18 protein-coding genes and 10 pseudogenes are annotated in these 22,364 nt (G+C 69.5%); 18 read left to right on the top strand and 10 right to left on the bottom strand.

The window, feature by feature from the left end; genetic code table 11:
- Positions 1-275: 275 nt before the first annotated feature.
- From QQM39_RS41045 to QQM39_RS41030, 3 genes and pseudogenes are all read left to right on the top strand, one after another.
- A pseudogene (locus tag QQM39_RS41045) lies at positions 276-2,254 on the top strand (DUF4158 domain-containing protein); the annotation flags it as partial.
- Positions 2,255-2,377: 123 nt separating this feature from the next.
- Positions 2,378-2,872 (top strand): annotated as a pseudogene (locus QQM39_RS41035) (PfkB family carbohydrate kinase); the annotation flags it as partial.
- Positions 2,873-2,986: 114 nt separating this feature from the next.
- The gene (locus QQM39_RS41030) at positions 2,987-3,124 is read left to right on the top strand and encodes a hypothetical protein (RefSeq protein ID WP_302002652.1); all 138 of its coding nucleotides are present in this window, start codon (positions 2,987-2,989) and stop codon (positions 3,122-3,124) included.
- Positions 3,125-4,215: 1,091 nt separating this feature from the next.
- Here QQM39_RS41030 and QQM39_RS41020 read toward each other — a convergent pair.
- Positions 4,216-4,539: pseudogene (locus tag QQM39_RS41020) on the bottom strand (SDR family NAD(P)-dependent oxidoreductase); the annotation flags it as partial.
- A gap of 238 nt (positions 4,540-4,777) precedes the next feature.
- Here QQM39_RS41020 and QQM39_RS41015 point away from each other — a divergent pair.
- The 3 genes and pseudogenes from QQM39_RS41015 to QQM39_RS41005 all read left to right on the top strand — a co-directional run.
- Entirely contained in the window at positions 4,778-5,035 is a 258-nt protein-coding gene (locus QQM39_RS41015; protein ID WP_302002651.1) for a transposase, read from the top strand.
- Between the two features lie 15 nt (positions 5,036-5,050).
- The gene (locus QQM39_RS41010) at positions 5,051-5,260 is read left to right on the top strand and encodes a transposase (protein ID WP_302002650.1); all 210 of its coding nucleotides are present in this window, start codon (positions 5,051-5,053) and stop codon (positions 5,258-5,260) included.
- A gap of 12 nt (positions 5,261-5,272) precedes the next feature.
- Positions 5,273-5,737 (top strand): annotated as a pseudogene (locus QQM39_RS41005) (transposase); the annotation flags it as partial.
- On the opposite strand, the gene QQM39_RS41000 reads toward QQM39_RS41005, so the two are convergent.
- Positions 5,727-6,221, bottom strand: coding sequence for a hypothetical protein (locus tag QQM39_RS41000; protein ID WP_302002649.1), 495 nt, complete (start codon positions 6,219-6,221; stop codon positions 5,727-5,729). The pseudogene QQM39_RS41005 and the gene QQM39_RS41000 sit on opposite strands and share 11 nt — an antisense overlap.
- Before the next feature lie 826 nt (positions 6,222-7,047).
- Between QQM39_RS41000 and QQM39_RS40995 the strand changes: the two genes are divergently transcribed.
- The 3 genes and pseudogenes from QQM39_RS40995 to QQM39_RS40985 all read left to right on the top strand — a co-directional run.
- On the top strand, positions 7,048-8,520 hold the full coding sequence (locus tag QQM39_RS40995; RefSeq protein WP_302002325.1) for an APC family permease: 1,473 nt from the start codon (positions 7,048-7,050) through the stop codon (positions 8,518-8,520).
- A gap of 11 nt (positions 8,521-8,531) precedes the next feature.
- Complete coding sequence (locus QQM39_RS40990) at positions 8,532-9,497, top strand: hypothetical protein (protein ID WP_302002648.1); 966 nt, start codon at positions 8,532-8,534, stop codon at positions 9,495-9,497.
- Between the two features lie 108 nt (positions 9,498-9,605).
- A pseudogene (locus QQM39_RS40985) lies at positions 9,606-9,815 on the top strand (hypothetical protein); the annotation flags it as partial.
- A 361-nt stretch (positions 9,816-10,176) separates the two neighbouring features.
- Here the strand turns inward: QQM39_RS40985 and QQM39_RS40980 are convergent.
- Entirely contained in the window at positions 10,177-10,476 is a 300-nt protein-coding gene (locus QQM39_RS40980) for a DUF1932 domain-containing protein (protein WP_302002647.1), read from the bottom strand.
- A 31-nt stretch (positions 10,477-10,507) separates the two neighbouring features.
- Between QQM39_RS40980 and QQM39_RS40975 the strand changes: the two genes are divergently transcribed.
- Complete coding sequence (locus tag QQM39_RS40975) at positions 10,508-10,735, top strand: hypothetical protein (protein WP_302002646.1); 228 nt, start codon at positions 10,508-10,510, stop codon at positions 10,733-10,735.
- On the opposite strand, the pseudogene QQM39_RS46370 reads toward QQM39_RS40975, so the two are convergent.
- The 6 genes and pseudogenes from QQM39_RS46370 to QQM39_RS40950 all read right to left on the bottom strand — a co-directional run.
- Positions 10,709-10,852, bottom strand: a pseudogene (locus QQM39_RS46370) (phosphogluconate dehydrogenase); the annotation flags it as partial. The gene QQM39_RS40975 and the pseudogene QQM39_RS46370 overlap by 27 nt on opposite strands.
- Before the next feature lie 108 nt (positions 10,853-10,960).
- Positions 10,961-12,415, bottom strand: coding sequence for a Re/Si-specific NAD(P)(+) transhydrogenase subunit beta (gene pntB / locus QQM39_RS40970; protein ID WP_302002645.1), 1,455 nt, complete (start codon positions 12,413-12,415; stop codon positions 10,961-10,963).
- Positions 12,416-12,421: 6 nt separating this feature from the next.
- Positions 12,422-14,005 carry a Re/Si-specific NAD(P)(+) transhydrogenase subunit alpha gene (locus QQM39_RS40965; RefSeq protein ID WP_302002644.1) on the bottom strand — a complete coding sequence of 528 codons (1,584 nt, stop codon included), beginning with the start codon at positions 14,003-14,005 and terminating at the stop codon, positions 12,422-12,424.
- A gap of 159 nt (positions 14,006-14,164) precedes the next feature.
- Positions 14,165-14,527, bottom strand: coding sequence for a hypothetical protein (locus QQM39_RS40960; RefSeq protein WP_302002643.1), 363 nt, complete (start codon positions 14,525-14,527; stop codon positions 14,165-14,167).
- A gap of 69 nt (positions 14,528-14,596) precedes the next feature.
- Positions 14,597-14,908, bottom strand: a complete 312-nt coding sequence (locus tag QQM39_RS40955) for an SDR family NAD(P)-dependent oxidoreductase (RefSeq protein ID WP_302003900.1) — start codon at positions 14,906-14,908, stop codon at positions 14,597-14,599.
- Positions 14,909-15,061: 153 nt separating this feature from the next.
- A pseudogene (locus QQM39_RS40950) lies at positions 15,062-15,344 on the bottom strand (riboflavin biosynthesis protein RibD); the annotation flags it as partial.
- A 154-nt stretch (positions 15,345-15,498) separates the two neighbouring features.
- Between QQM39_RS40950 and QQM39_RS40945 the strand changes: the two are divergent.
- A complete protein-coding gene (locus tag QQM39_RS40945; protein ID WP_302002642.1) occupies positions 15,499-16,071 on the top strand; it encodes an antibiotic biosynthesis monooxygenase in 573 nt (190 codons plus the stop codon).
- Between the two features lie 40 nt (positions 16,072-16,111).
- Here QQM39_RS40945 and QQM39_RS40940 read toward each other — a convergent pair whose 3' ends face one another.
- On the bottom strand, positions 16,112-16,552 hold the full coding sequence (locus tag QQM39_RS40940) for an Lrp/AsnC family transcriptional regulator (RefSeq protein WP_302002641.1): 441 nt from the start codon (positions 16,550-16,552) through the stop codon (positions 16,112-16,114).
- Positions 16,553-16,631: 79 nt separating this feature from the next.
- On the opposite strand from QQM39_RS40940, the gene QQM39_RS40935 reads away from it, so the two are divergent.
- The 7 genes and pseudogenes from QQM39_RS40935 to QQM39_RS40905 all read left to right on the top strand — a co-directional run bounded on the left by QQM39_RS40935 (position 16,632) and on the right by QQM39_RS40905 (position 22,256).
- Complete coding sequence (locus tag QQM39_RS40935) at positions 16,632-16,790, top strand: hypothetical protein (protein WP_302002640.1); 159 nt, start codon at positions 16,632-16,634, stop codon at positions 16,788-16,790.
- Positions 16,791-16,802: 12 nt separating this feature from the next.
- Positions 16,803-17,375: pseudogene (locus QQM39_RS40930) on the top strand (AzlC family ABC transporter permease); the annotation flags it as partial.
- Positions 17,368-17,694 (top strand): branched-chain amino acid transporter permease, encoded by a 327-nt coding sequence (locus QQM39_RS40925; protein WP_302002639.1) that lies wholly within the window; start codon positions 17,368-17,370, stop codon positions 17,692-17,694. The pseudogene QQM39_RS40930 and the gene QQM39_RS40925, both read left to right, overlap by 8 nt.
- A gap of 77 nt (positions 17,695-17,771) precedes the next feature.
- A pseudogene (locus tag QQM39_RS40920) lies at positions 17,772-18,562 on the top strand (thioesterase family protein).
- 157 nt (positions 18,563-18,719) lie between these two features.
- Complete coding sequence (locus tag QQM39_RS40915; protein WP_302003899.1) at positions 18,720-19,376, top strand: class I SAM-dependent methyltransferase; 657 nt, start codon at positions 18,720-18,722, stop codon at positions 19,374-19,376.
- Between the two features lie 438 nt (positions 19,377-19,814).
- Positions 19,815-21,523 (top strand): annotated as a pseudogene (locus QQM39_RS40910) (SpoIIE family protein phosphatase).
- A gap of 100 nt (positions 21,524-21,623) precedes the next feature.
- On the top strand, positions 21,624-22,256 hold the full coding sequence (locus QQM39_RS40905) for a DedA family protein (RefSeq protein WP_302002638.1): 633 nt from the start codon (positions 21,624-21,626) through the stop codon (positions 22,254-22,256).
- Positions 22,257-22,364: the final 108 nt, after the last annotated feature.

Here is a 22,364-nt window from a genome sequence, read left to right as displayed (position 1 = left end):
CCTGGACCGGTGCTGTCCACGCGTTGCCAGCCGCTATCGTGAGCACCAGCGCAGTAGCCCAATTCCCTGGTCAGGCCGGGTGATTGATGCCTTGGACGGCGACGATGCGCATACCGTCGCGAGTTCGCATCAGATGCAATTGGCGGCGCTTGGAACATCGGTACAGCCGTTGGCGCTGAGAACGATCACGGTCGGCTAGCACAGCGATCGTCCCCAGAACAGGGGTTCGCTGAAAGATCGTCGATCACGGGCGGGGCCTGGCTACGGTCCGCCTCATGCCGGTGGAGTTCTTAACTGATGATCAGGCCGAGGCGTACGGGAAGTTCGCCGAGAAGCCGACGAGACCTGAGCTGGAGCGGTTCTTCTTCCTGGACGATGTCGACCGGGATCTGATCGCGCTGCGGCGTACGAAGTATCACCAGCTGGGCTTCGCCCTCCAGATGTGCACGGTCCGCTACGTGGGGCTGTTCCTGGAGGACCCCCTGGCGGTGCCGTGGCCGGTTGTCGAGCACCCGGCCGCGCAACTCGGTGTCGAGGACCCGTCGTGCGTGAAGCGGTACACCGAGAGGCTGAAGACGGCGTACGAGCACGCGTGAGAGATCCGGGACGCCTACGGCTACCACCCGTACGACGATCCGGAGTGGGGTCGGAAGTTCCGTACGTTCCTGCACGGCCGGGCGTGGACGCACGCGGAGGGGCCTGTCGCGTTGTTCAACCAGGCGGTGGGCTGGCTGCGGCGGAACCGAGTGCTGCTGCCGGGTGTCTCGGTGCTGGCCCGGCAGGTGTCAGAGGTCCGCACGATCGCGGAGAAGCGGCTGCACGCCACCGTGGCCAGGGCGGCTCAGCGCGCGGACCCGGCGCTGCCGGTGGACCTGGTGGCCACGCCGGTGACGCCGGAGGGCGGCCGGTACTCGGAGCTGGAGCGGCTGCGCCGGCCTCCGACGCGGACGACGGGCACGGCGTTCGCGCGGTCGCTGGAGCGGGTCGATGAGATCGGTGCGTTCCAACTGGGGCGGTTGAAGCTGTCGCAGATCCCGCCGAACCGGCTTGCGTCGCTGGCCCGGTACGGGCTGGGGTCAAAGGCCGCGAGCCTGGAGCGGGCCGCGGAGCCCAAACGCACGGCAATGCTCACTGCGGTGATGCGCCACCTTGAGGCCAAGGCGATCGATGAGGCGCTGGACCTGTTCTCGGTGCTGATGGCGACGAGGCTGATCAGCAGGGCGAAGAGGGCCACCGACAAAGAACGGCTCTCGACACTGCCGCAGCTGGAGAAGACGTCGCGGACCCTGGCGCGGGCGGCGAAGGTGCTGTTCGAGGAGCTGGAGCTGGTCGAGGCACACGGCACGCATCTGGACGCGGCGGCACTGTGGCGGGCGGTGGAGGAGGTCGTGCCCCGGGCCGCGGTGATGAGTGCAACCGCGCTGGTGGTTTCGCTCGTGCCGGAGGACGAGGACTCGGCGGCCGTCGCGATGCGGGCGGCGCTGGCCACCCGGTACAACACGGTGCGGCCGTTCCTGTCGCTGCTGGGCGAGTCGAAGGCGCTGGATGCGGCGACTGGCGGGAAGCGGGTGCTGGCCGGGGTGAAGCGGCTGCCCGCTCTTGCGCGGCGGCGGGTGAAGGACAAGCCGCTGCTGCCGCGCGAGGTCGATGACAAGCTGGTGCCCGCCGCGTGGCGCAAGGCGGTGTACGCGAACACGGAGCTGCCGCCGGGAGCCGTGGACAGGGACGCATACGTGGTGTGTGTGCTGGAGAGCTGTACCGCGCGCTTCAGCGCCGGGACGTGTTCGCCTCTCCCTCGCACCGCTGGTCCGACCCGCGCGCCCGGCTGCTGGACGGCACGGAGTGGGAGGCCGTGCGGGAGGACGTTCTGGCGGGTCTGAGCCTGGATATGCCGGTCGAGGAGCATCTGGCCGCGCTGGTGACGGCGCTGGATGCGGCGTGGAAGCAGATGGCGGAGCGGCTGGAGACGGCCGGGCAGGACACGAAGGTCACCATCGAGGTCCCGCCGGGCCGGGCGAAGCTGAACGTGTCCAAGCTCGGCGCGCTGGGCGAGCCGAAGTCCCTGACGTGGCTGCGGGGGCGGGTGGAGAAGATGCTCCCGAAGATCGACCTGCCGGAGCTGTTGTTCGAGGTGCACGGCCGGACCGGGTTCCTGGACGCCTTCGTGCACCTGGGCGACGGCACAACCCGTATGAAGGACTTGACCACCTCGCTGGTGGCCCTCCTGGTCTCGGAGGCGTGCAACATCGGCATCGAGTGGGCACAAGCCGCACATCGCCTCTGGTTCATGGCCCAGCGGGGATAGCCCCTGGCCGGTCGCGCGTCCTGGTGTCCCTTACCACCCCCACACGCACGACGAACTTCGAAGCGCGCCGGGCCGCCCTCGGCCTACCGAGAGCGGCTTCCTCGCTGGTGCGCCCTCGCCGACATCCTGCGCCTCAGCGAGGACGACCTCGCGCTGCTCCTCCCCGGTGCCGGCCTTGAAGAGGCTTGCGACACCTGGCACGCCGCCGGCGCACGACTCGTCGTCATCACCCTCGGCGGACGCGGCGCACTCGCCTCCCTCGACGGCCACCGCGTCACCGTCCCGACCCCGGCCATCGACATCGTCGACACCGTCGGCGCCGGAGACTCCTTCACCGCTGGCCTGCTGCACCGCCTCGCCGCCGTCGGACACCTCGGCGGACGACTCGACCGGCTGGGCCTCGAAGACGTCGCCGACGCGTGCGCGTTCGCCGCCCACGTCGACGCCCTGACCTGCTCCGTCCCCGGCGCGAACCCGCCCAGGGCAGAACACCTGGCGACCCCGTTTCTCTCCGGGGAACGGGGTCGCCAAGTCGGCGTGCCGTCCACTTCCACCCTCCTGCCCTGACCATGACCGAACCGCACACGCAAGGGCAGTGCCGTAGCCGACGCTGGTGGTGACCAGCATGGTCGAGCCGTCGGCGACCATCGCGTGGCGGTACGAACGACGAGACTGGGCAGCGTGGACGACAAGGTGGGCCTGCCGCTGAGGCTCAACTCGACGTCGTCCATGTCGTCGTTCGCCGCCGGATCCGCGCTTCGCAAGGACGGGACAGCGCAGGCGAAGGCAGCGGCGCGCAGCTCCTCCTATCGGGACTGAGGAAAGGAGTCGCGGCTTCTGCCTCATCCACGCCCAAGCCACCGCTCTGGATCGACATCAAGACCTCAGGAGCGGCCGGAGCTCGTTGAGGCCCGGCGGTCGCGCCAGCACGGACTTGCTCCTTGCGGAACTGACACGTCAGGCCCCCTCTCCGCATCTGGTCCCAGGGCGCCGGAGACGCTGAGTACGCGGATGAGGTCTGCGGTCACGAACCGGTAGGCGCCGTTGTCCGGCCGATGCCGAACGCTTTCCCGCATGTCTCGACGTGATCGTCGGGGCACACCTTCAGCAGGTCACCATCGGTCAGCCATTGGAAGCTTGCCATTCGATCCGAGTCCTTGCGACACATCCGAACTGTTTCCCAGGTTCGGGCGGACGGTACGGCATAGGTTCCAATGTGCCAATGACTCACAAGGGTGTAAGCGCACTGCGGCCGGGATCGTCGACGAATCGTGCGACGCCGGCGGGACCGAGGCCCTTGATCCCAGTCCATCGCGACTACCGCCGCTGAGAGACCTGCCAGGCGGCACTTCCTGCTTCGTCTGCAGATGGACCAAACACACATGACCAAACTCAGGCCGGTCCAGCATCTCCGGAATCACCGATCGAAACCTCGCAGGCTCGCGCCAGGCCGAGTGGAAAAGCCGATCGCGCCAGGCTGCCCGCACCGATTGGCGACACCCGGGAGGCACATCCTCGCAACGCGCGACCTGGCGGATAGTCCTCCTGAGCACACGCGAGAATGAAACCCGTCGGGGTAAATCGAGCCATATGACGGTGTGGGCCCGAGCCCCCACCAGATCTGCGACCTGGCTGAAGTAGCTGCCCGCAATGATCCAGGACTCGTTGGCAAGCACCTCCTGCGTCCGCTCACGAAACACATTGAGGTCGACACGGCTCCAGGCCGGCCCCCAGAACAGCAAGTCCAAGTCCGTGACCGGTCTCCCGAGACCCTCGCCCAGTGCCCTGGCCAGCGTGGTCTTGCCCGATCCGGCAACCCCCACCACCACGATCCGCTTCATCACCCGGTTCACCCGCTCAGCGACATATTTCGGACCTGACTGTCCCTCAACCGCGCGGAGGGAGGGGGCGACCGACTCGCAGTAACACATCACCAGCGCGGTGACGTTGCCCAGCCGTTGTTCGACCTCGTCGAAGACGCGTGTCGGCGTGCCCGAGTCGGCGAGGTCCGCCTCGATCGCCGCAGTGGACGCACCGTATTCGATCAGTGCCTGGCTGATCGCTTCGGTTGCACCGGGCTCCCTGCCCCAGGCCATGCGGTCCTCATATGGGGGTCCAGTAGGTGAAGGCGACGTCCCAGCCTGACGCGGCCAGACGGCGGGCGATGCCGGCGCCGATACCGACGGTGCGGCCCAGCCCGTGACCAAGGCGAGGGGACGGGAGGTGGGAGGAATCTGGCTGCGGGCGGACTGGTCTTGATCAGTGCTCGTCGTCGCAGTCTGGGATCGTCCATGACTGGTGCTGGAGCGTCAATCGCTCTTCCCTCAGAAGCCGTTGTCCTATCGATCATGAGGACGGTTCTGATCGAACGGGATTCCTGGCCGGGTGATCTTGGCCGGGTAGGCGCATGAAAGCAGGACCTCCGGTGCAGCACGAGGGTTGCGAAGCCGTCTCGAATGCAGGGAGGCCCTGTTGTCCCAGTCTTGCGTGCCGGTGCCGGTGCCGGTGCCGGTGGCGTCCAACTCGCGTGTGTCGGCGTGCGATTGCCTCGCTCACCGGTTCGGGAACGCGGCCGACCGCCCCGACCGGGTGCGGCGGTATCCCACCGGCATGACGGACGCGGAGTGGCAGGTGGTGCGCCACGCGATGCCGGTCCCGGCCTGGCTGGAGGGCCGGGGCGGACAGCCGGAGGGCTACTGCCACCGGCAGATGCTGCACGCCGTGCGGTAACGTCACCGACAACGGGTGAAATGGCGCGCGCTTCCCGCGGACTTCCCGGCGTGGGACCGGGTCTACGCATTCTTCCGCAGGTGGCGCACGAAGGGCCTGGCCCAGGAGTTCCACGGCCGGCTGCGGGAGCAGGCCCGCCAGGCCGAAGGGCGCCACCCGCAGCCGACGGCGGCGGTCATCGACTCGCAGTCCATCAAGGCGGCGGCCTCGGTGCCCGCGGTCTGACGAGGCTACGACGGCGGCAAGAAGATCAACGGCAGGCGCCGGCACGTCATCACGGACTGCCTGGGCCCGCTGCTGATGGTGCTGGTGACGGCCGGGAACGTCACCGACCGCCAGGCCGCCCACACCATGCTGCCCCGCCTGCACGAGCGGTTCACCGCGATCACGTTGGTGTGGGCCGACAGCGGCTACCACGGCCGGCTCGTCACCTGGACGAAGGAGAAACTGCAGCCCACCCTGCAGATCGTGAAACGCTCGGACGACATGCCAGGGTTCGTGGTTCTGCCGAGACGCTGGGTGGTGCAGAGGAGTCTGGGATGGCTGATGTGCTCGCGCCGCCTGGTGCGGGACTTCGAGACACTGCCCGCCTCCAGCGAGGCGTTCATCTACTTCTCCCAGACCATGCTCCTCAGCCGCCGTCTCGCCCGGCGCGCTTCCCGACGCCGGGCCCAGCAGGACCGGTGGGCTGTCACCGCGTGAACCGCCCCGACGGCGACGCCGTCAGCCAGCCCCGCTCGGCCAGCCGCCCCGCCTTGGACCGCACCCCCTCGATCTTCGCGGGCACCAACTCCAGCTGAAGCCCGGCGGCAAGCTGCTTCGCCCAGATCCCCCCGCCGTCACCCGCACCGGATTCCACCAGCTCGACGATCCGCCGGTAGTCCACCGCGAGCGCGTCCACCGTCGCCGCCTCGTGCCAGCGCGGCACGACGGACCCCACAACCGGAACCGGGGACCTCTCAGTCATGGCCGGCGCCTCCCGCACACCGGCAACGGGCGCCTGCGTCTGTTCGCCGCCGGCAGCCAGGGCCTCGGCGAGTTCCGTCCGGGCGATCACCCGCCGTTCCAACACCACCTCCGCATCGGCGAGTTCAGCGGTGATCCGCTCCATCTCCGCGCGAAGCTCCTCCGCCTGCACCCAGGCAGCCGCCTCCCGTTCCTCCAACAACCCCATCACCGATGGCATCGGTCATCTCCGCATCACCGAGAACGAACTGATCGCCCGAACTCTCCCACGGCGACGCCGAAACCATCCCTGAACAGCGGAAACTCAATACTCACACCCGGAAAGACAACGGCTTCTGACCGCAGGTCAGCTCCCCCTGGTAGACAACTTCAAGAAGATGTCCTCTTGGGTGGCGATTCTGTTCGCTCCGACGCTGGTCGGGACCATCTACGGGATCAACTTCGAGCACATGCGGAGCTACCCTCGGGCGGGATTGACTCTGAGTGGTCTGTTGTGCGAGCCCGTGTCCCGCAGGCTCGAAGCGACGTTCACGCGTGTCGCAGCCCCTCTCAGGCGGCTGGGGAGAATCAGGCACGAATGCGATCCAGCACTGGCCAAGGTTGAGGCCGGAGAAGGGGCAAGCCGCCCAGCAATCCCGCCACGAGCGGCGAAGTGGCCAGAAGGCGGCCCACGGTCTGGCGGCTGAGCGAGACGCGACGGTCCGACCAGGGCAGCACTGGATTGATTTCCTTGATCGAGGATGGTGCCGATCAACTCTCCGCGGGGGGAGCCTTGAGTTCTACCAGCACGGCAAGGGCCTGTCATGGCGCCCCGACGAGTCTCCTCGCCCAGCCATGAGACCTTGCCGGCCGAGGAGTTGACCTTTCGAAAGCGCCGAAGATTTTAACCGCCAATTAATCTTGAAACATAAACAAACAGGTATCATGACCAGCACACACGCGGGACCGTCTCCTGCCGGAGCGGGTGACCTCCGTGTTCATCGCTTCGCACCGTCGGGCAGCAAGGCTGCCACCTTTCGTCGTGCACAACAGAAAGCAACACGAGCATGAGCATCAGCAGGGGCCGAGGGCTCCAGGCCAATGTCCTCGGTACGTTCGACACGGTGGTGATGGCGGTCGCGGGCAGTGCCCCGGCGTACTCGATCGCCGCGACCACGGCGGTCCTGGTCGGCGCGGTGGGTCTGGCGAGTCCGGCCGCGCTGCTGTACTGCGCGATTCCCATGCTGGGCATCGCTCTGGCGTTCAGCTATCTCAGCCGCATCGACGTGAACGCGGGTGCCAGCTACTCCTGGGTGGGCCGCACGCTCCACCCCTTCCTCGGGTTCATCAGCGGCTGGTCACTGGTCGTCTCGGCGACCATCTTCATGGTCGCCGGCTCGCTCCCCGCGGGATCGATGACGCTGGCCCTGTTCGACGAGGGGCTCGCCGAGAACACCGCACTGTCCACGGTGGTCGGCGCCGGCTGGTTCCTGGTCATGCTGGGCGTGGTGCTCGGCGGCGCCCGGCTCACGGTCCGTGCTCAGCTCATCATGTCCGGCGTCGAACTCGCCATCCTGGCCCTGTTCGCCGTACTCGCCCTGTTCCACACGGACAACGCCCGTTCCTTCGAGTGGTCCTGGCTCGGCTTCGGCCACTTCGACGGGATGTCGGGCTTCGCGGCGGGTGCCCTGGTCGCCGCGTTCTACTTCTGGGGCTGGGACGTCACCAGCAACCTCAGTGAGGAGACCCGCAACAGCCGCCGCACGACGGGCCTCGCCGGCCTCATCGGGGTGGGCGTCGTCTTCCTGCTGTTCGAGGTGTTCACCATCGCCACCAACGTCATCCTCACGTCCAAGCAAATCGCCGACAACGATGCCAACGTGCTGGCCGCGCTCGGCGAGGAGATCTGGCCGGGCTGGGGCGGCAAGCTGCTCATCATGGCCGTGATGCTGTCCACCATCGCCACCCTGGAGACCACCCTCATCCAGGTCACGCGCTCGCTGTTCGCGATGGGCCGCGACCGAACGATGCCAGAGGCACTCGGCCGGGTCCACCGCCGGTGGAACACCCCCTGGGTGGCCATCGCCGCGGTGGGTGCGGTGGCGCTGCTGCTGTTCATCGCGTCCAACGCTCTGGGTTCGGTGGGCGACATCCTCTCCGACGCCATCTCGGCGATCGGCCTGCAGATCGCCGTCTACTACGGGCTGACCGGCCTCGCGGTGGTCGTCGCCTACCGCAAGATGCTGCTGAAGTCCGTGGGCAACTTCCTCTTCGGCGGGCTTTGGCCGCTGCTCGGCGCGGTGTTCATGTTCTGGGTGCTCGTCGAGTCCCTCGGCGAGCTGAGCAGCGCGGCGGTCACGATCGGACTCGGGGGTCTGGCCGTCGGCCTGGTGCCCATGCTCTGGTACTGGCGCAAGGGCAGCGAGTACTACCGGCCGGTGAAGCTGGACGCTTCCCGCACCGTCGAGACGGACTACGTCCCCGACGACCGGGTGCCCGCCGGGTCCCATGCCTACGAGGGCCTTTCCACCGACTTCTGAGGGAGAGCCCCATGGCGCGACACAAATCCCCCTCCGGCTCCGACATCGCCTTCGACCCCGACGACGGGGACGCGCACCTCACCTCCGCCCGCCAGGACGTCGTCATCGGCCGCTGGCAGGGCCTGCGCGATCTGCTGCAGGCCACCGGTGCCGACTGGCCGACGCGCGGCCACCGGATCCGGCTGCTCGGGCAGGCGTGCGCGAGCAGTACGACCGTGGAGTCGTGGCTGGCCGCCGAGCCGCACAGCACCGACGCGCTGGTTCTGCGGGGGGCCACGGAGACCGCCAGGGCCTTTGGCCTGGCGATCGCGGCGGGCCGCGGCGCGCCGATGGACGTGGACCGCATCGACACCGCGGTGGTGGCGTGCCGGCGGGCCGCCGACGCATACCCGGCAGATCCGACTCCGTGGATCTCCCTGATCTCCCTGGCCCGGCTGTACCCGTCAGGTGTACAGCAACAGGAAATGGCCCGCTGGTGGGACGAGTTGGACGCCCGTGACCCGTACAGCATGGAGGGCCACCTGCAGGTGCTGCACTACTACTCGGCCCGCTGGCACGGTACCCACGGCTTCATGTACGACTTCGCCCGCGACGCCGCCGGAGTAGCACCGCCCGGCTCCCCGCTGCCCGTGCTGGTGCAGTACGCCCGCGTCGAGGAGTACCGCTACATCCTCGACGCGGCGAAGGGCCGCCGGGAGACCGTGGGGCTCGGGCAGCACTGGCATCACGACGGTGCCGTCAGCGACGTACGCCGGACATGGGAACGCTGGATCCTGGGGCGCCCGAACACCGCCGTGCCCCCTGCGGAACTGCGCGATCTCAACTACCTGGCTCACGCGGCCTGCCTCGCGGGCACCACCGACATCGCCACCGCACTCCTGCGGATGCAGGGGCCATATGCCACGCGAACTCCCTGGTTGTACACCGGAGATCCGGTCAAGCAGATCGGTAAGTGGCGTGAGCATGGGCGAGTGTGAGCAGAAGCCATAACCGCAGACGTCGGGTACTGCCATGCTTCCCTGGCCGTGCCGCGCAGCATCCGGCAGCTCATACCCGAGTTCGATGTCCGGGACGCGTACATCGCCCGCCCGTGGATCGCAGTGCTGATCGCGCCGCTCGGGCTCGCCGGCTACCTACTCTGGGTCGGCAACCAGATGGGCGACCTCGGCGGCTATTTCACACACCAGGAAGGAGCCTGGGCGCATACCTTCGACTACGGCGAGCACACACTCGATGTCCTCACCGGCGTCGCAGTGGGCCACGTCGACTACTTTTTCGCGTACCGCTACGCGGACACCGCTGCGTCGCCCCACCAAGATCCGGATTATACGCGGGCCGAAGCCTGCCAACTCCCCTACCGACGGTGCATACATACAGGTCAGAGGCGTGAAACGGATGTACCACCAGCAGACCAAGAACCTGCTGGTGTCGTACTCGCCGATCGCAGTGCTGATCGCGCCGCTCGGGCTCGCCGGCTACCTACTCTGGGTCGGCAACCCAGATGGGCAAGAAGCTGGGCTTCTTCTAGGCATCGAGCAAAGGGCGTCTGACCAGGCATGCTGCCCGGCAGACGCCCTCCCGCAGAAGTTCCAGGGCCGGCTCGTCGAGCGTAAGCGCCGCCTCGCGTGCTCGGCGCCGCCTTGTGCCGTATGCCGCTCAATGAGCGTGGAAGCCGTCCCGCAGGTGCGTGAGCACCGTGGCCAGTGGCGGGTCGTACTGGTCCTTGTCCTTCTCCCACCGCCGCATCACGGCTGCCGAGGCTTCGGCCATCTGAGGCGGTAGCCCCGACGCGCGCAGACTCTCGGCGACTTCGTGCATTTCGGGAGCCCGGCGCCAGGCGCGGGCGGCGACGCCGGACAGGGGTCGGGGGTCGGACAGGAAGTCCGAGGGCATGCGCTGAGCCTCGGCGGTGAGAAGATCGGCGACTCCGTGGCTGTTCGCGAGGGCGTGCGACACGGCGGCAAGCGTCCAAGTAGAGGCGGCACATGTGCTGGTCGCCGGGCGGTGGGCCGATGACGGCACCGTCGAGCACCGACGAAGCGGGCCTGACGTCGTGCGCGATGCGCTCCATGCGCTGGGGGCTGATGGCGTTGGCCTCGACGTGGAGGCCCGTGAACCCGTGCCGGGCGACGGGTGTGGCGACCTCTTCGGCCGCGTGCGGCGGGCGGAGGGACAGCACGACCGCGCCGGCATCGAGCGCCTCCCTGAGGGATGAGCAGGCCGTCAGTCCGGCCTTCCGGGCCCGTTCCTGTGTCGCGGCGCTTCGATGAGCGGGTATCCAGAGGACCTGATGACCCGATCTGGTCGCCTGAGTGGCCACGGACGCCCCCATGGCGCCCGGGTGCAGCACGGTCAACGTGGTCACTGCGTACCTTCGTACCTTCCTGTGGGCAAGTCGGGCCGTCCGCCGGGCAGGCCCGGCGGACGGCGTAGGAACCGGTCAGCGGGTCGTGCCGGCCATCTCACGGACCGGCGCGCCGGTGGCGTCGAGGCTGCGCAGGATGTCCTCGACCCGCTGCTTGGCGTCGCCGAAGAGCATCTGGCTGTTCTCGCGGAAGAACAGCGGATTCTGCACGCCCGCGTACCCGGTCGCCATGGAGCGTTTGAAGACCACGACCTGGGCCGCTTCCCACACGTGCAGGACCGGCATCCCGGCGATGGGACTGGCCGGGTCCTCGGCGGCGGACGGGTTGACGGTGTCGTTGGCGCCGATGACCAGGACGACCGAGGTGGCGGCGAAGTCGTCGTTGATCTCGTCCATTTCCAGCACGATGTCGTACGGCACGTTGGCCTCGGCGAGCAGCACGTTCATGTGTCCGGGCAGCCGGCCGGCGACCGGGTGGATGCCGAAGCGCACGTCGACGCCGCGTTCGCGCAGTTTGCGCGCCAACTCCGCGACGGGGTACTGGGCTTGGGCGACGGCCATCCCGTATCCCGGGGTGATGATCACCGAGGAGGCGTCCCGCAGGAGTTCGGCGGTTTCCTCCGCGCTGATCTCCCGGTGCTCCCCGTGGTCGCCGCCGTCGCTCGCCGCCACCGCCTCGCCCCCGAAACCGCCCGCGATCACCGAGAGGAAGGAGCGGTTCATCGCCTTGCACATGATGTACGACAGGTAGGCGCCGGAGGAGCCGACCAGTGCGCCGGTGACGATCAGCAGGTTGTTGGCGAGGAGGAAGCCGGAGGCGGCCGCGGCCCAGCCGGAGTAGCTGTTGAGCATCGAGACCACCACCGGCATGTCGCCGCCGCCGATGGAGGCGACCAGATGGGCGCCGAGGGCCAGTGCCACCACGGTGACCGCGATGAGCAGCCCCATGTGAGGGCGCGCGACGAACGCCACGGTGAGCCCGACGAACGCGGCGAGCGCGCCCAGGTTGAGGGCGTGTCTGCCGGGCAGCATGAGCGGGCGGGACTTGATCCGCGCCGCCAGCTTCAGGTAGGCGACGACGGAACCCGTGAAGGTGACGGCGCCAATGAACACACCGATGAACACCTCGGCGTGGTGGATGCGCAGCAGCGAGCCGGTGATCTCCTGCCCGGTGTGGCCCCCGGCATCGACGTCGAGATAGCCGTTCCAGCCGACGAAGGCGGCGGCGAGGCCGACAAGGCTGTGCATGATGGCGATGAGTTCGGGCATGCCGGTCATCTCGACGACCCGGGCACGCCACAGTCCGATGCCCGCCCCGACGGCCGTGGCGACGGCGATCAGCACGAGACCGGTGACGGTGATGCTCCGGGAGGCGAGACCGATGGTGGCGGCCAGGGCGATGACCATGCCGGCCATGCCCCAGACGACTCCCGCGCGGGAGGTCCGGTGTTGCGACAGTCCGGCCAGGCTGAGGATGAACAGCAGCGCGGCGACGACGTATGCGGCCTCTGCGGCCGTGGCGGTGGTCATCCGTGATCAGCCTTTCGAGAACATGCCGAGCATGCGGCGGGTGACGGCGAATCCGCCGAAGACGTTGATGCTCGCCAGCAGGATCGCGGCGAACGACAGCACGGTCACCACGGTGTTCCCGTGCCCGATCTGCAGCAGCGCGCCGACCACGACGATGCCGGAGATCGCGTTGGTGACCGACATCAGCGGGGTGTGCAGCGCGTGGTGCACATGGCCGATGACGTAGAAGCCGATGACGATCGCCAGGACGAAGACCGTGAAGTGGGCGATGAGTTGGGGCGGCGAGAAGGCGGTGACCAGGAAGAGCGCGAGTGCTCCGGCGCCGACGAGGGCGTACCCCGACCGCGCGGAGCGGGTGGGCTTCGCCGCGGCGTCGGGGACGGCGGCGGGTTCGGGGCCATGGGCAGGGGCGGGGGTGGTGGGCGCGGCGGACACCTGCACAGGTGGCGGCGGCCAGGTCTTCTCGCCCTCACGCACCACGGTCATCGAGCGCTGCACCACGTCGTCGAAGTCGAGGACGAGTCGGCCGTCCTTGCCGGGAGTGAGCAGCTTCATCAGGTTGACGAGGTTGGTGCCGTACAGCTGCGACGCCTGGGCCGGGAGCCTGCCGGGCAGGTCGGTGTAACCGATGATCGTCACGTCGTTGTCGGTGACGACCGCCTTCCCGGCGACCGTTCCCTCGACGTTGCCTCCCTGGGCCGCGGCCATGTCGACGATCACGCTGCCGGGCTTCATGCGTGCGACGTCCTGGGCGGTGATGAGCCGGGGCGCGGGCCTGCCCGGGATGAGCGCGGTGGTGATGATGATGTCGACGTCGGCGGACTGGTCGGCGTACAGCTGCGCGGCGAGCCGGTTGTAGTCGTCCGAGGTGGCCTTGGCGTATCCGTCGCTGCTGACCTCCTGTTCGGCTTGTTCCGGCCGTACCTCCAGGAACTCCCCGCCCAAGGAGCGCACTTGCTCGGCGACCTCGGGCCGGGGGTCGGTGGCGCGGACCACGGCGCCCAGGCTGTGCGCCGCGCCGATCGCCGCGAGTCCGGCCACCCCTGCTCCGGCCACGAGCACCTTGGCCGGCGGCACCTTGCCGGCGGCGGTCACCTGACCGGTGAAGAAGCGGCCGAAGGCGTGCGCGGCCTCGACCACGGCCCGGTATCCGGCGATGTTCGCCATCGAGCTGAGGACGTCCAGCGACTGGGCGCGCGAGATGCGCGGGACGGCGTCCATGGCGAGCACGGTGATCGGCCGCCGCACCAACTCCTCGACCAGTTCCGGGTTCAGCGCGGGACCGATGAGCGCGATCAGCGTCGCTCCGTCGCGCAGTCGGCCGATCTCCTCACTCGAAGGACCGTTGACCTTCAGCACGATCTCGGCCGGCCACGGGTCGCCGAGACGGGCGCCCGCCTCCTCGTACGCCGCGTCGGAGAAGCGGGACAACTCCCCCGCCCCCGGCTCCACGACCACCTCGTATCCCAGCGCGACAAGTCGGCCCACGGTGGCCGGTGTCGCCGCCACCCTGGTCTCACCCGCGGTGGACTCGGCGGGTATGCCGATCCGCTGGGCTTCCTGTTCCGGTTCCCGTTCCGATGGGACCATCGTCTTCCTCTCTGATCGGGTTCGCCCCCCGCCCGAAGGTCTGCCCCCACTCAGTCATCGGGAAGCCGAGGTCGATTCCCCCGTACGACGCATCGAGCCGGCGCTGGGTGACGGCCTTGGTGAACAGGGCCGTCCCGTTGCCGTACGGATTCGCGTCGATCAGCTCCAGGACCGGGCTTGACGTGGTCGAAGGGCGTGGGGCCGAGCCAGAAGCCGTCTGCGGTGCTGCGAGCGTCCGCCCGCGGCCCACTCGCCGCCGAAGCCGAGGCCCTGCAGTACGCGGATGACGATGAGTTGCTCGAAGTTCTGCGAGAAGCCCGCGACGACCGTGAACACCGCGAACCAGAGGGTGGTGAACTGCATGACGCGGGGCGCGGCCCCAGCGGTCCGCCCGGTAACCACACGCCCAACCGCCGATGGCCGCCGATGGCCGCCGATGGCCGCCGACAGCAGCGTCGCCGTGGCCAGATAGCCGGCCTGCGCCGTCGTCAGGCCCCAGGTGGTGATGAGTACGGGGAGCACGAAGCTGAAGAGCTGCGGCTCATACGACGAGGGGTGTGAGAGCGCCGTCCATGGTCAGGGCCGCACCGGTTACGTAGGACGCGCGGGCACTGGCGAGGTACAGGGCCGCGTCGGCGACCTTCTCCGGAGCGGCGTACCGCCCGAGCGGGACCCGGGGTTGATGACGTTGACGCGGACGCCGGCGTGCCCCCGGGCCGCGGCCAGGCCCGCGGAGGCCAGCATCGGCGCCGAGTTCGCCGCGCCGTCGCCGGGAAGGTGGATCGGCGAGGCGAACTTCCCTCCGATGCCGATGATGTTGACGATCGAGCCGGACTCCCTGGCCACCATCCGCGGCAGCAGGTGGTCCATGACGTTCATGTAGGTGGAGAACTTGGCGTCCATCGCCGTACGCCAGAACCTGAGGAGTATGGGCGGCGCTGACGACGATGCCCTCGGCGCCGCGGACGTAGCAGAGCCGACAGCTGTCACGTACTGCGCCGGCCCGCCGAGGAGTTCGGCGCCGTGGGAGCGCGGGCGGGCAACGACGTCCGACGCGATTCCGTCGGTGACGAAGTAGATACGTGGTGCCGCCGTCCATCGGCTGCGGCTCGCGCGCGTGGTGGGTCAGCACGAACACCGGCTCGTGGAACGGCGGATCGTCGCCCCACGAGCCGTTCCACCGCCGATCCCACGCGCCGCGCACCGGGCCGAACATGTTGCGGCGCATGACGAATGCCTTGGCGGCGGTCATCTGGTCGGCCTCGGCCCGGTTCTCGTCGGGAGTGTCGAACATCCAGGCGTGCAGCTTGTCGCCCGAGCCGTCGCCGTCGCCGTCGCCGTCGCCGTGAGCCTCCAATCAAGCGGCGGCATGAAACAGACCCAGCATGATGCAACGCCAATCCTGCTGTGAGCCGGACGTGTGCTCGGCCGCCACCCGGAAACGCCCCGGCCTCTCGTGCATGGGCCGTGACCACCGTGGCACCCGGTCATTCATGAGCACGACCAGAACGCCCGCCGTACAGCGAAACCGAGCCGTCACCGCCGTCTTCACCTGGCAGGTGCGGCCCGGCCGGGAGGCGCAGTTCGAGGAATGGACGCACCGCGTCACACGGACCGCCTCGAAGTTCCCGGGCAGCGAGGGTGTCGTCTGGGTACGGCCCGAGAAGGGGCACCTGTCCCACGCCATCGCGCGTTTCAGCGACCCGGAACGGCTGAAGGCGTGGCTGGTCTCCCCCGAGCGAGCGGAATGGCACCGGCGGATCGCCGACATCGCGACCGAGGTCAGCAGTGAGCGGCAGGCCACGACCGGCATGGAGACCTGGTTCAGCCTGCCGGGCACGACAGTGCACTCCCCGCCCCGCTGGAAGATGGCCCTGACCACTCTGCTGGCCGCCTACCCCCTCGTACTCCTGCTGCAGTGGCTGGTCGTGCCCGCGACCGCCGACTGGCCTCTGCCGCTGCGTGCCGCGCTCTTCCCGGCCGTACTCCTGCCGTCCCTGACCTACCTGATCATGCCGTCGCTCAGCCGGCTGCTCAGGCTGTGGCTGTATCGCCCACCGAACTGATACGACACCGGCCACTCAGCAGCACGGTTTGCTGCCCCCTCTACGGGCCCGGCTTGAGGGTCTTCATCGTGAAGTGCGAGGTCACGTTCTTGATCCGGGGGATGGTCATGACCCGCCGGCTGAGGAAGGCCTCGTAGGCCGGCAGATCGGCGACAGCCACGCGTACGAAGTAGTCGGGGCTGCCGAACAGCCTCCGCAACTCCAGTACTTCTTCCGCCTGCGCGAGGGTCTTCTCGAAACGCTCGACCGTCTCCGCGTCCTGCGCCTCAAGACTGAGGTCGATCAGGACCTCGAAGGAACGGCCCACGGAGGCCGGGTCGATCACGGCCCGGTAGCCGCGGATGACACCGTCGGCCTCCAGCCGCTGCACCCGGCGCAGACACGGGCCGGTGGTCAGCCCGACCCGCTGGGCCAGCTGCACGTTGGTCAGCCGCCCGTCCTGCTCCAGCTCGGCAATGATTGCCTTGTCGATCGCGTCCACAGGGAGAATATTGCCGGAATCAGGCTGATCGCTGCAATATTCGCAACCACCTGCCAGGGCTTCTACGGGACGTGGGCCCGTGAGACAAGACGTACTCCCCCACCCGGCCGCCCCGGCGCCGACCACCCGCCGCACACAGATCGCCCAGGGCATCCGCGACTCCTTCTCCGTCGGCCTCGGCATCTTCCCCCTCGGCATCGCCCTCGGCCTGCTGATCATCCAGGCCGGGCTGCCCTAGTGGCTCGCCCCCGCCCTGTCCCTGGCCGCGTTCGCCGGCTCCCTGGAGCTGTTGCTGGTGGGCATGACGGCCACCGTCGCACCGCTCGCCGCGGTCGCCCTGACCGTCCTCGTGGTCAACTTCCGGCACGTCTTCTACGCCTTCTCGTTCCCGCTGCACCTGGTCAAGCACCCGGTGGCCAAGGCGTACGCCGTCTACGCCATGATCGACGAGGTGTACGCCGTCAACGCCTCCCTGCCCGAGCACGAGCGTTCGGCGGCCCGGCTGCTGGCCATGCAGATCGCGTGCGAGGCCTACTGGGTCGGCGGCGGACTCGTCGGCGTCGCGCTCGGCTCGGCCCTGCCGGCGCCCGTCAAGGGCTTGGAGTTCGCTCTGTGCGCCCTGTTCACCGTGCTCACCCTGGACGCGTTCCACTCCCGCGAGGAGCTTCCGTCCCTGCTGCTGGCGGGCGCGAGCGTCACCGTCGCCCTGATCCTCACCCCAGGCATGGCCATGTTCACCGCACTGCTGCTGTTCGTCGGCCTGCTCCTGGCCCGCCACGCCATCGCTGCCCGCCGCACAGTCCAGGAGGCCGCCGGTGCCTAGCACCTCGTATCTCGCCGCCGTCCTGGCGATCGTCTTCACCATCACCCTCGCCCTGCGTGCCGTCCCCTTCGCCCTGCTGGGCCGACTGCGCGACTCGGCGGTCGTGCGGCGCCTGGCGGTGTGGATGCCGGTCGGCATCCTCGCCATCCTCGCCGTGACCGCCCTGCACGGCACGATCACGACCGACCCGCGCGGCACCTGGTACGCGCTGCTCGCCGTCGCCGTCACGGCCGGCGTCCACCTGGCCTTCGGCCGTCGCACCATCCTCAGCGTGGGCGCGGGCACGGCCGTGTACGTCGTCCTGCTGAACGCCCTCTGAACCCCGTCGCCGCCCTCCGGCCCCCCGCCTCCCTCCCCAACTCGCCAACTCGCCAACTCACCGAGGAGAAATGACCGTTGCTCCCCGACAGCTACTACGAACCCATCGACGACCACCACTACAAGCCGACGACCCACGCGAGCGGAGCCTGGAGCACGGACGAACAGCACTTCGGTCCGCTCGGCGGGCTCGTCGCGCACGCCATCGACCGGCACCGGGCCGCCCGGCCGAACGACGGCCTGCTTCTGTCCCGGATCAGCTACGACATCCTCGGCCGCCTCACCCTCGACGAGTGCGCGATCGAGTTGGAGACCATCGGCCCGGGCGGACCATCGAGCTCCTCGAAGCGGTCGTACGGATCGCCGGCCGCCCGGTCGTCCGGGCCCGCGCCTGGTTCCTGTCCGGCCACGACACCACCGCGGTCGCGGGCGGCTCCGACGACCGCCTCACCTCACCGGAGTCGCTCGCCTCGTGGCCGATGTCCGACGTGTGGCCCGGCGGCTGCACAGCCTCCCTGGACGTCCGCCCCGTCACACCGCCCCGGCCGGGCCGTGCGACCGTCTGGGTCTCCACGCCAGTGGATCTGGTCGCCGGTGTTCCCGTCAGCCCCCTCGCGTCGTATCTCGCCCTGGTCGACACGGCCAACGGCATCGCCGTCCGGCAACCGCCCAGCGCATGGCTCTTCCCCGATGCCGACCTGACCGTCCATCTCCACCGACGGCCGCGAGGGGCCTGGACGGGACTGGACACCAGCGTCACCTTCGGCCGTTGCGGACAGGGCCTCACCAGTACGGTCCTGCACGACGCCGACGGCCCCGTCGGTCACGCCCAGCAGATCCTCACGGTCCGACCCGTGCCGGGGGCATGAGGGCTCGTCGTCCCTCCCCAGGCCGCCCCTGCGCTCCCAGGCCGCCCCCACCCTGCGCAGGCCACACCCACATCCGCACAACTATGCCAAAATCGCCTATGAGCATCAGAGGAGAATCCCCGTGAGCAGCTCCGCTGACAAGGTCGACTACGGCGATATGCAGCTCGACCGCACAGGCCAGGCCGAGGCCTTCAACGCCATCGGCGAGCGCTATGACGAGGCCTTTCCCCACAAGGAAGGGCAGGTCGCGTCCGCCGAGTGGCTCGGTGTCTCCCTGTCGGCCGGGGCCCGGGTGCTGGACCTGGGGTGCGGCACCGGGATCCCGACGGCGCGCCAGCTGGCGGAGGCGGGCTTCGAGGTCGTCGGTGTCGATCTGTCGGACGGGATGGTCTCGCTGGCCCGCGACCAGGTGCCCGCCGGGGAGTTCCATCGGGCGGACATCGCGGATCTGCGGCCCGGAGGCCCTTTGGACCTCGGCCACTTCGACGCGGTGGCGGCGTTCTTCTCGCTGCTCATGCTGCCGCGCGCCGAGATCCCGCTCGCCCTGCGAACCGTCCACCACCTGCTGGTTCCGGGCGGCCTGTTCGCGCTGTCGATGGTGGAGGCCAATGTGGACGACTTCTCGATCCCGTTCATCGGCGAGAACATCCGCGTCTCCGGCTATCTGAGGGACGAGCTGCGCGACGTCGTCGAGGCGGCCGGCTTCGAGATCACCGACGAGTCCTCGTACACGTACGCTCCCGCGACCGCGGACGTCCAGCCCGAGGTACAGATCTTCCTGCGCTGCCGACGGCGCCCTGCCGACGACTCCTGATCCGCCCGCTCCGGCGCGGGCCCGCACGGCGGGAAGGACACGATGACGAAGCGTCTCGGGGCCGGTGAAGGCACCGGCAGGCAAGCGGCCGGCGCGCAGCGGCACGCTGGGCTCCCGCATCGGCCGCCTCGGTTGCGGCACGCCGCTCCGTCAACCCCGTCAGCGCCGTCAGGCTCATCAGCGCCGTCAGCCGCGTCGGCGCCGTCAGCCGCGTCAGCCCCGTCCAGCGACCGTGCCGACGAGGCCAAGGACGTGGCACGGTCGGAAGCGCGTTCCGGTTCGCACGACAGTGCCCCGGCGATGCTGCCGACGCCCGCGCCCGCGAGAGCCCCTGCCGCCGGGCTGGGGGATCCACGGCGGGACGTGCCGGACGTCATCGAGCCGCAGACCGACAGGCTCCGCTATCTCGACGCGGCGACCCGGCAGATCGCCCGCGGTATGAACCTCGACGAGACGTTGTACGAGCTGTGCCGGGCGGCCGTTCCCGCCTTCGCCGACGCGGCGTTCGTCCATCTGTACGATCCGCTGCCGGTCGGCGACGAGGCCGCCGCCGCTCCCGGCATCCTGCGGCTGCACACCACGGACCGCGTCTCCCCGCAGGAGCCGGTCACCCCGGCCGCTACGGCCTCCCCGGCCTCCCCTGGCTTTCCGGCCGCCCCGGGCTTTCCGGCCGCCCCTGGCCGTCCGAACCCCCTCGCTCCGAGCCGCCCGTGCCGGCGGCGGAAGTCGTACACCCGACCGCCGACGGTCGGCTCGCCAAGCTGCTGGAGGAGGGGCGGCCGGTGCTCGGGAGCACCGCGGGCGTCGCCTCCACCGCGGCCCAACTGCTGGGCGGCGCGAACGCTCCACAGGCCATGCCGCCCGGGCAACGGCTGATCATCGCCCCGCTGCACGGCCGTAGCCATGCCCTGGGCAGCGTCGCCCTCCTCCGCGGACCCGGTCGGCCCGACTTCACCGGCGACGACCTTCTCGTGGCCTCCCAGCTCGCCACACACACCGCTCTGGGCATCGACAAGGCGATGCTGTTCGCGCGCGAGGCATCTGTCGCGGACGCGCTGCAGCGCACGATGCTCCCGCCGTCCCTGCCCGAGCCCCCCGGCGTCAGGCTGGCCAGTCGCTACCTGCCGGCCTCGCGGACGGCGCAGGTCGGCGGCGACTGGTACGACGCGATCCCGCTGCCCGGCCACCGTGTCGCCCTCGTCATCGGCGACGTGATGGGCCACTCCATGACATCGGCCGCGATCATGGGCCAGCTGCGCACCACCGTGCAGACCCTGGCCCTGCTCGACCTGCCCCCCGACGAGGTCCTGCACCACCTCGACGAGCAGGCCGGGCGCCTGGGCACCGAGCACACGGCGACCTGCCTCTACGCCATGTACGACCCCGTCCTGCACCGGCTGCTGGTCTCCAACGCCGGCCATCTGCCGCCGGTCCTCCTGCACCCCGACGGCCGCGGGGAGATTCTGCGGGTCCCGCCCGGAGCGCCGATCGGCGTGGGCATCGGCGGATTCGAGTCCACCGAGCTGCACGCGCCGGCCGGGGCGACTCTGCTGCTGTACACCGACGGCCTGGTCGAGTCCCGTGACGCGGACGTGCTGACCGGGGTGGAGCGGCTGCGGGCCCGGCTGCGCGCGGCCGCCTCGGGCCCGGTGCCGCCGGTGCTGGAAACGCTGTGCGACGAGGCGCTCGGCACTCTGGGTGCGGGCGACCGGGACGACGACATCGCGCTGCTCGCCGCCCGGTTCGAGGGCATCCTGCCGGAGACGGTCGCGTACTGGTACATGGCCCCTCGCCCGCAGACCGCGGGACAGGCCCGCCGGCTGACCCGCAGGACGCTCCACCTCTGGGGGCTCGACTCCCTGGTGGAGTCCACCGAGCTCCTGGTCAGCGAGGTGGTGGCGAACGCCGTACGCTTCGCCTCCCGGCCGATCACGCTCCGACTGCTCTGCACGGACGTCCTGCGCTGCGAGGTCGGTGACGACTCCCCGGTGGTGCCGAGGATGCGGCACGCCCGGCTGAGCGACGAGGGCGGCCGCGGACTGTTCCTGGTCGACCAACTGGCACTGCGCTGGGGAGCGACGCGGGTGAGCACGGGCAAGGTGGTCTGGTTCGAGCAGCCGCTGCCCGGCGATCAGGGCCGCGGCTGAGGCTTCGAGCCGCACCGTACGGGACCGCGTGGAGGAACCCCTCCCCGCACGGGATGCTTGAGGGAGGGCGACCTACGAGGACGGCCGGGAGGTGATGGCGGTGATCACCGTCAACCCGATGGACAGTGCCTCGGTGCTGGCGACCTTCGGCGCGCTCGGTGTCCTCGTGGTGATCTTCGCGGAGTCGGGGCTGCTGGTGTTCGGCTTCTTCCTGCCCGGTGACACGCTGCTGTTCCCGGCGGGTGTGCTGTGTGCGGGGACCGCCCAGCAGGCGCCTCGGCTGGTGCTGTGGCAGGTGCTGCTGGGCGCGGCGGTCGGCGCCGTCGTGGGGGGCCAGGTCGGCTTCCTGCTCGGGCGGCACGGCGGGCGTGCCCTGCTGGCCCGCACTTCGAAACGGGGCGTGCGGGAGACGGCGGCACGCGCGGAGCGGCTTCTGGCTCGCTACGGCTACGGCAAGGCCCTGGTGATCGGCCGTTTCATCCCGATGGTGCGCACCGTCCTGCACCCGGCGGCGGGCGCGCTCGGCGTGCCCACCCGCACCTTCACCATCTGGCAGATCGTCGGCGGGCTGCTCTGGTCGCAGAGTCTCGTCCTGGCCGGATACGCCCTCGGGGCCTCCGTCCCCGACGTGGACGACTTCCTGCTGCCGCTGGTCGCCCTCGTCGTCGTGATCTCCCTGCTGCCCCTCCTCCCCCTGCTGACCGAGGCACGCCGCGCGAGGCGGAATCGCTGACTCCCATGCGCAATGTTCGACCTGTCGGACATTGTTCGAAACCTCTTGACGCTGCACCACACTCCGTTTGACACTCTCGCAACACAGCCGAAACGGCAGGGTGCCCAT

Origin of the sequence: Streptomyces sp. DT2A-34 (genome assembly GCF_030499515.1) — a bacterium.
In the GTDB taxonomy this organism is placed as follows: domain Bacteria; phylum Actinomycetota; class Actinomycetes; order Streptomycetales; family Streptomycetaceae; genus Streptomyces.
Note: the sequence above shows the minus strand (reverse complement) of the source record. Positions and strands in the feature narration are given on the sequence as shown.

Bases quoted from the DNA above. Each gene is read 5' to 3' on its own strand.
- QQM39_RS41000 (WP_302002649.1), bottom strand. From the start codon at position 6,221: ATGCCATCGGTGATGGGGTTGTTGGAGGAACGGGAGGCGGCTGCCTGG.
- QQM39_RS40995 (WP_302002325.1), top strand. From the start codon at position 7,048: ATGAGCATCAGCAGGGGCCGAGGGCTCCAGGCCAATGTCCTCGGTACG.
- QQM39_RS40990 (WP_302002648.1), top strand. From the start codon at position 8,532: ATGGCGCGACACAAATCCCCCTCCGGCTCCGACATCGCCTTCGACCCC.
- pntB (WP_302002645.1), bottom strand. From the start codon at position 12,415: ATGACCACCGCCACGGCCGCAGAGGCCGCATACGTCGTCGCCGCGCTG.
- QQM39_RS40965 (WP_302002644.1), bottom strand. From the start codon at position 14,005: ATGGTCCCATCGGAACGGGAACCGGAACAGGAAGCCCAGCGGATCGGC.
- QQM39_RS40955 (WP_302003900.1), bottom strand. From the start codon at position 14,908: ATGGACGCCAAGTTCTCCACCTACATGAACGTCATGGACCACCTGCTG.
- QQM39_RS40945 (WP_302002642.1), top strand. From the start codon at position 15,499: ATGAGCACGACCAGAACGCCCGCCGTACAGCGAAACCGAGCCGTCACC.
- QQM39_RS40915 (WP_302003899.1), top strand. From the start codon at position 18,720: ATGCAGCTCGACCGCACAGGCCAGGCCGAGGCCTTCAACGCCATCGGC.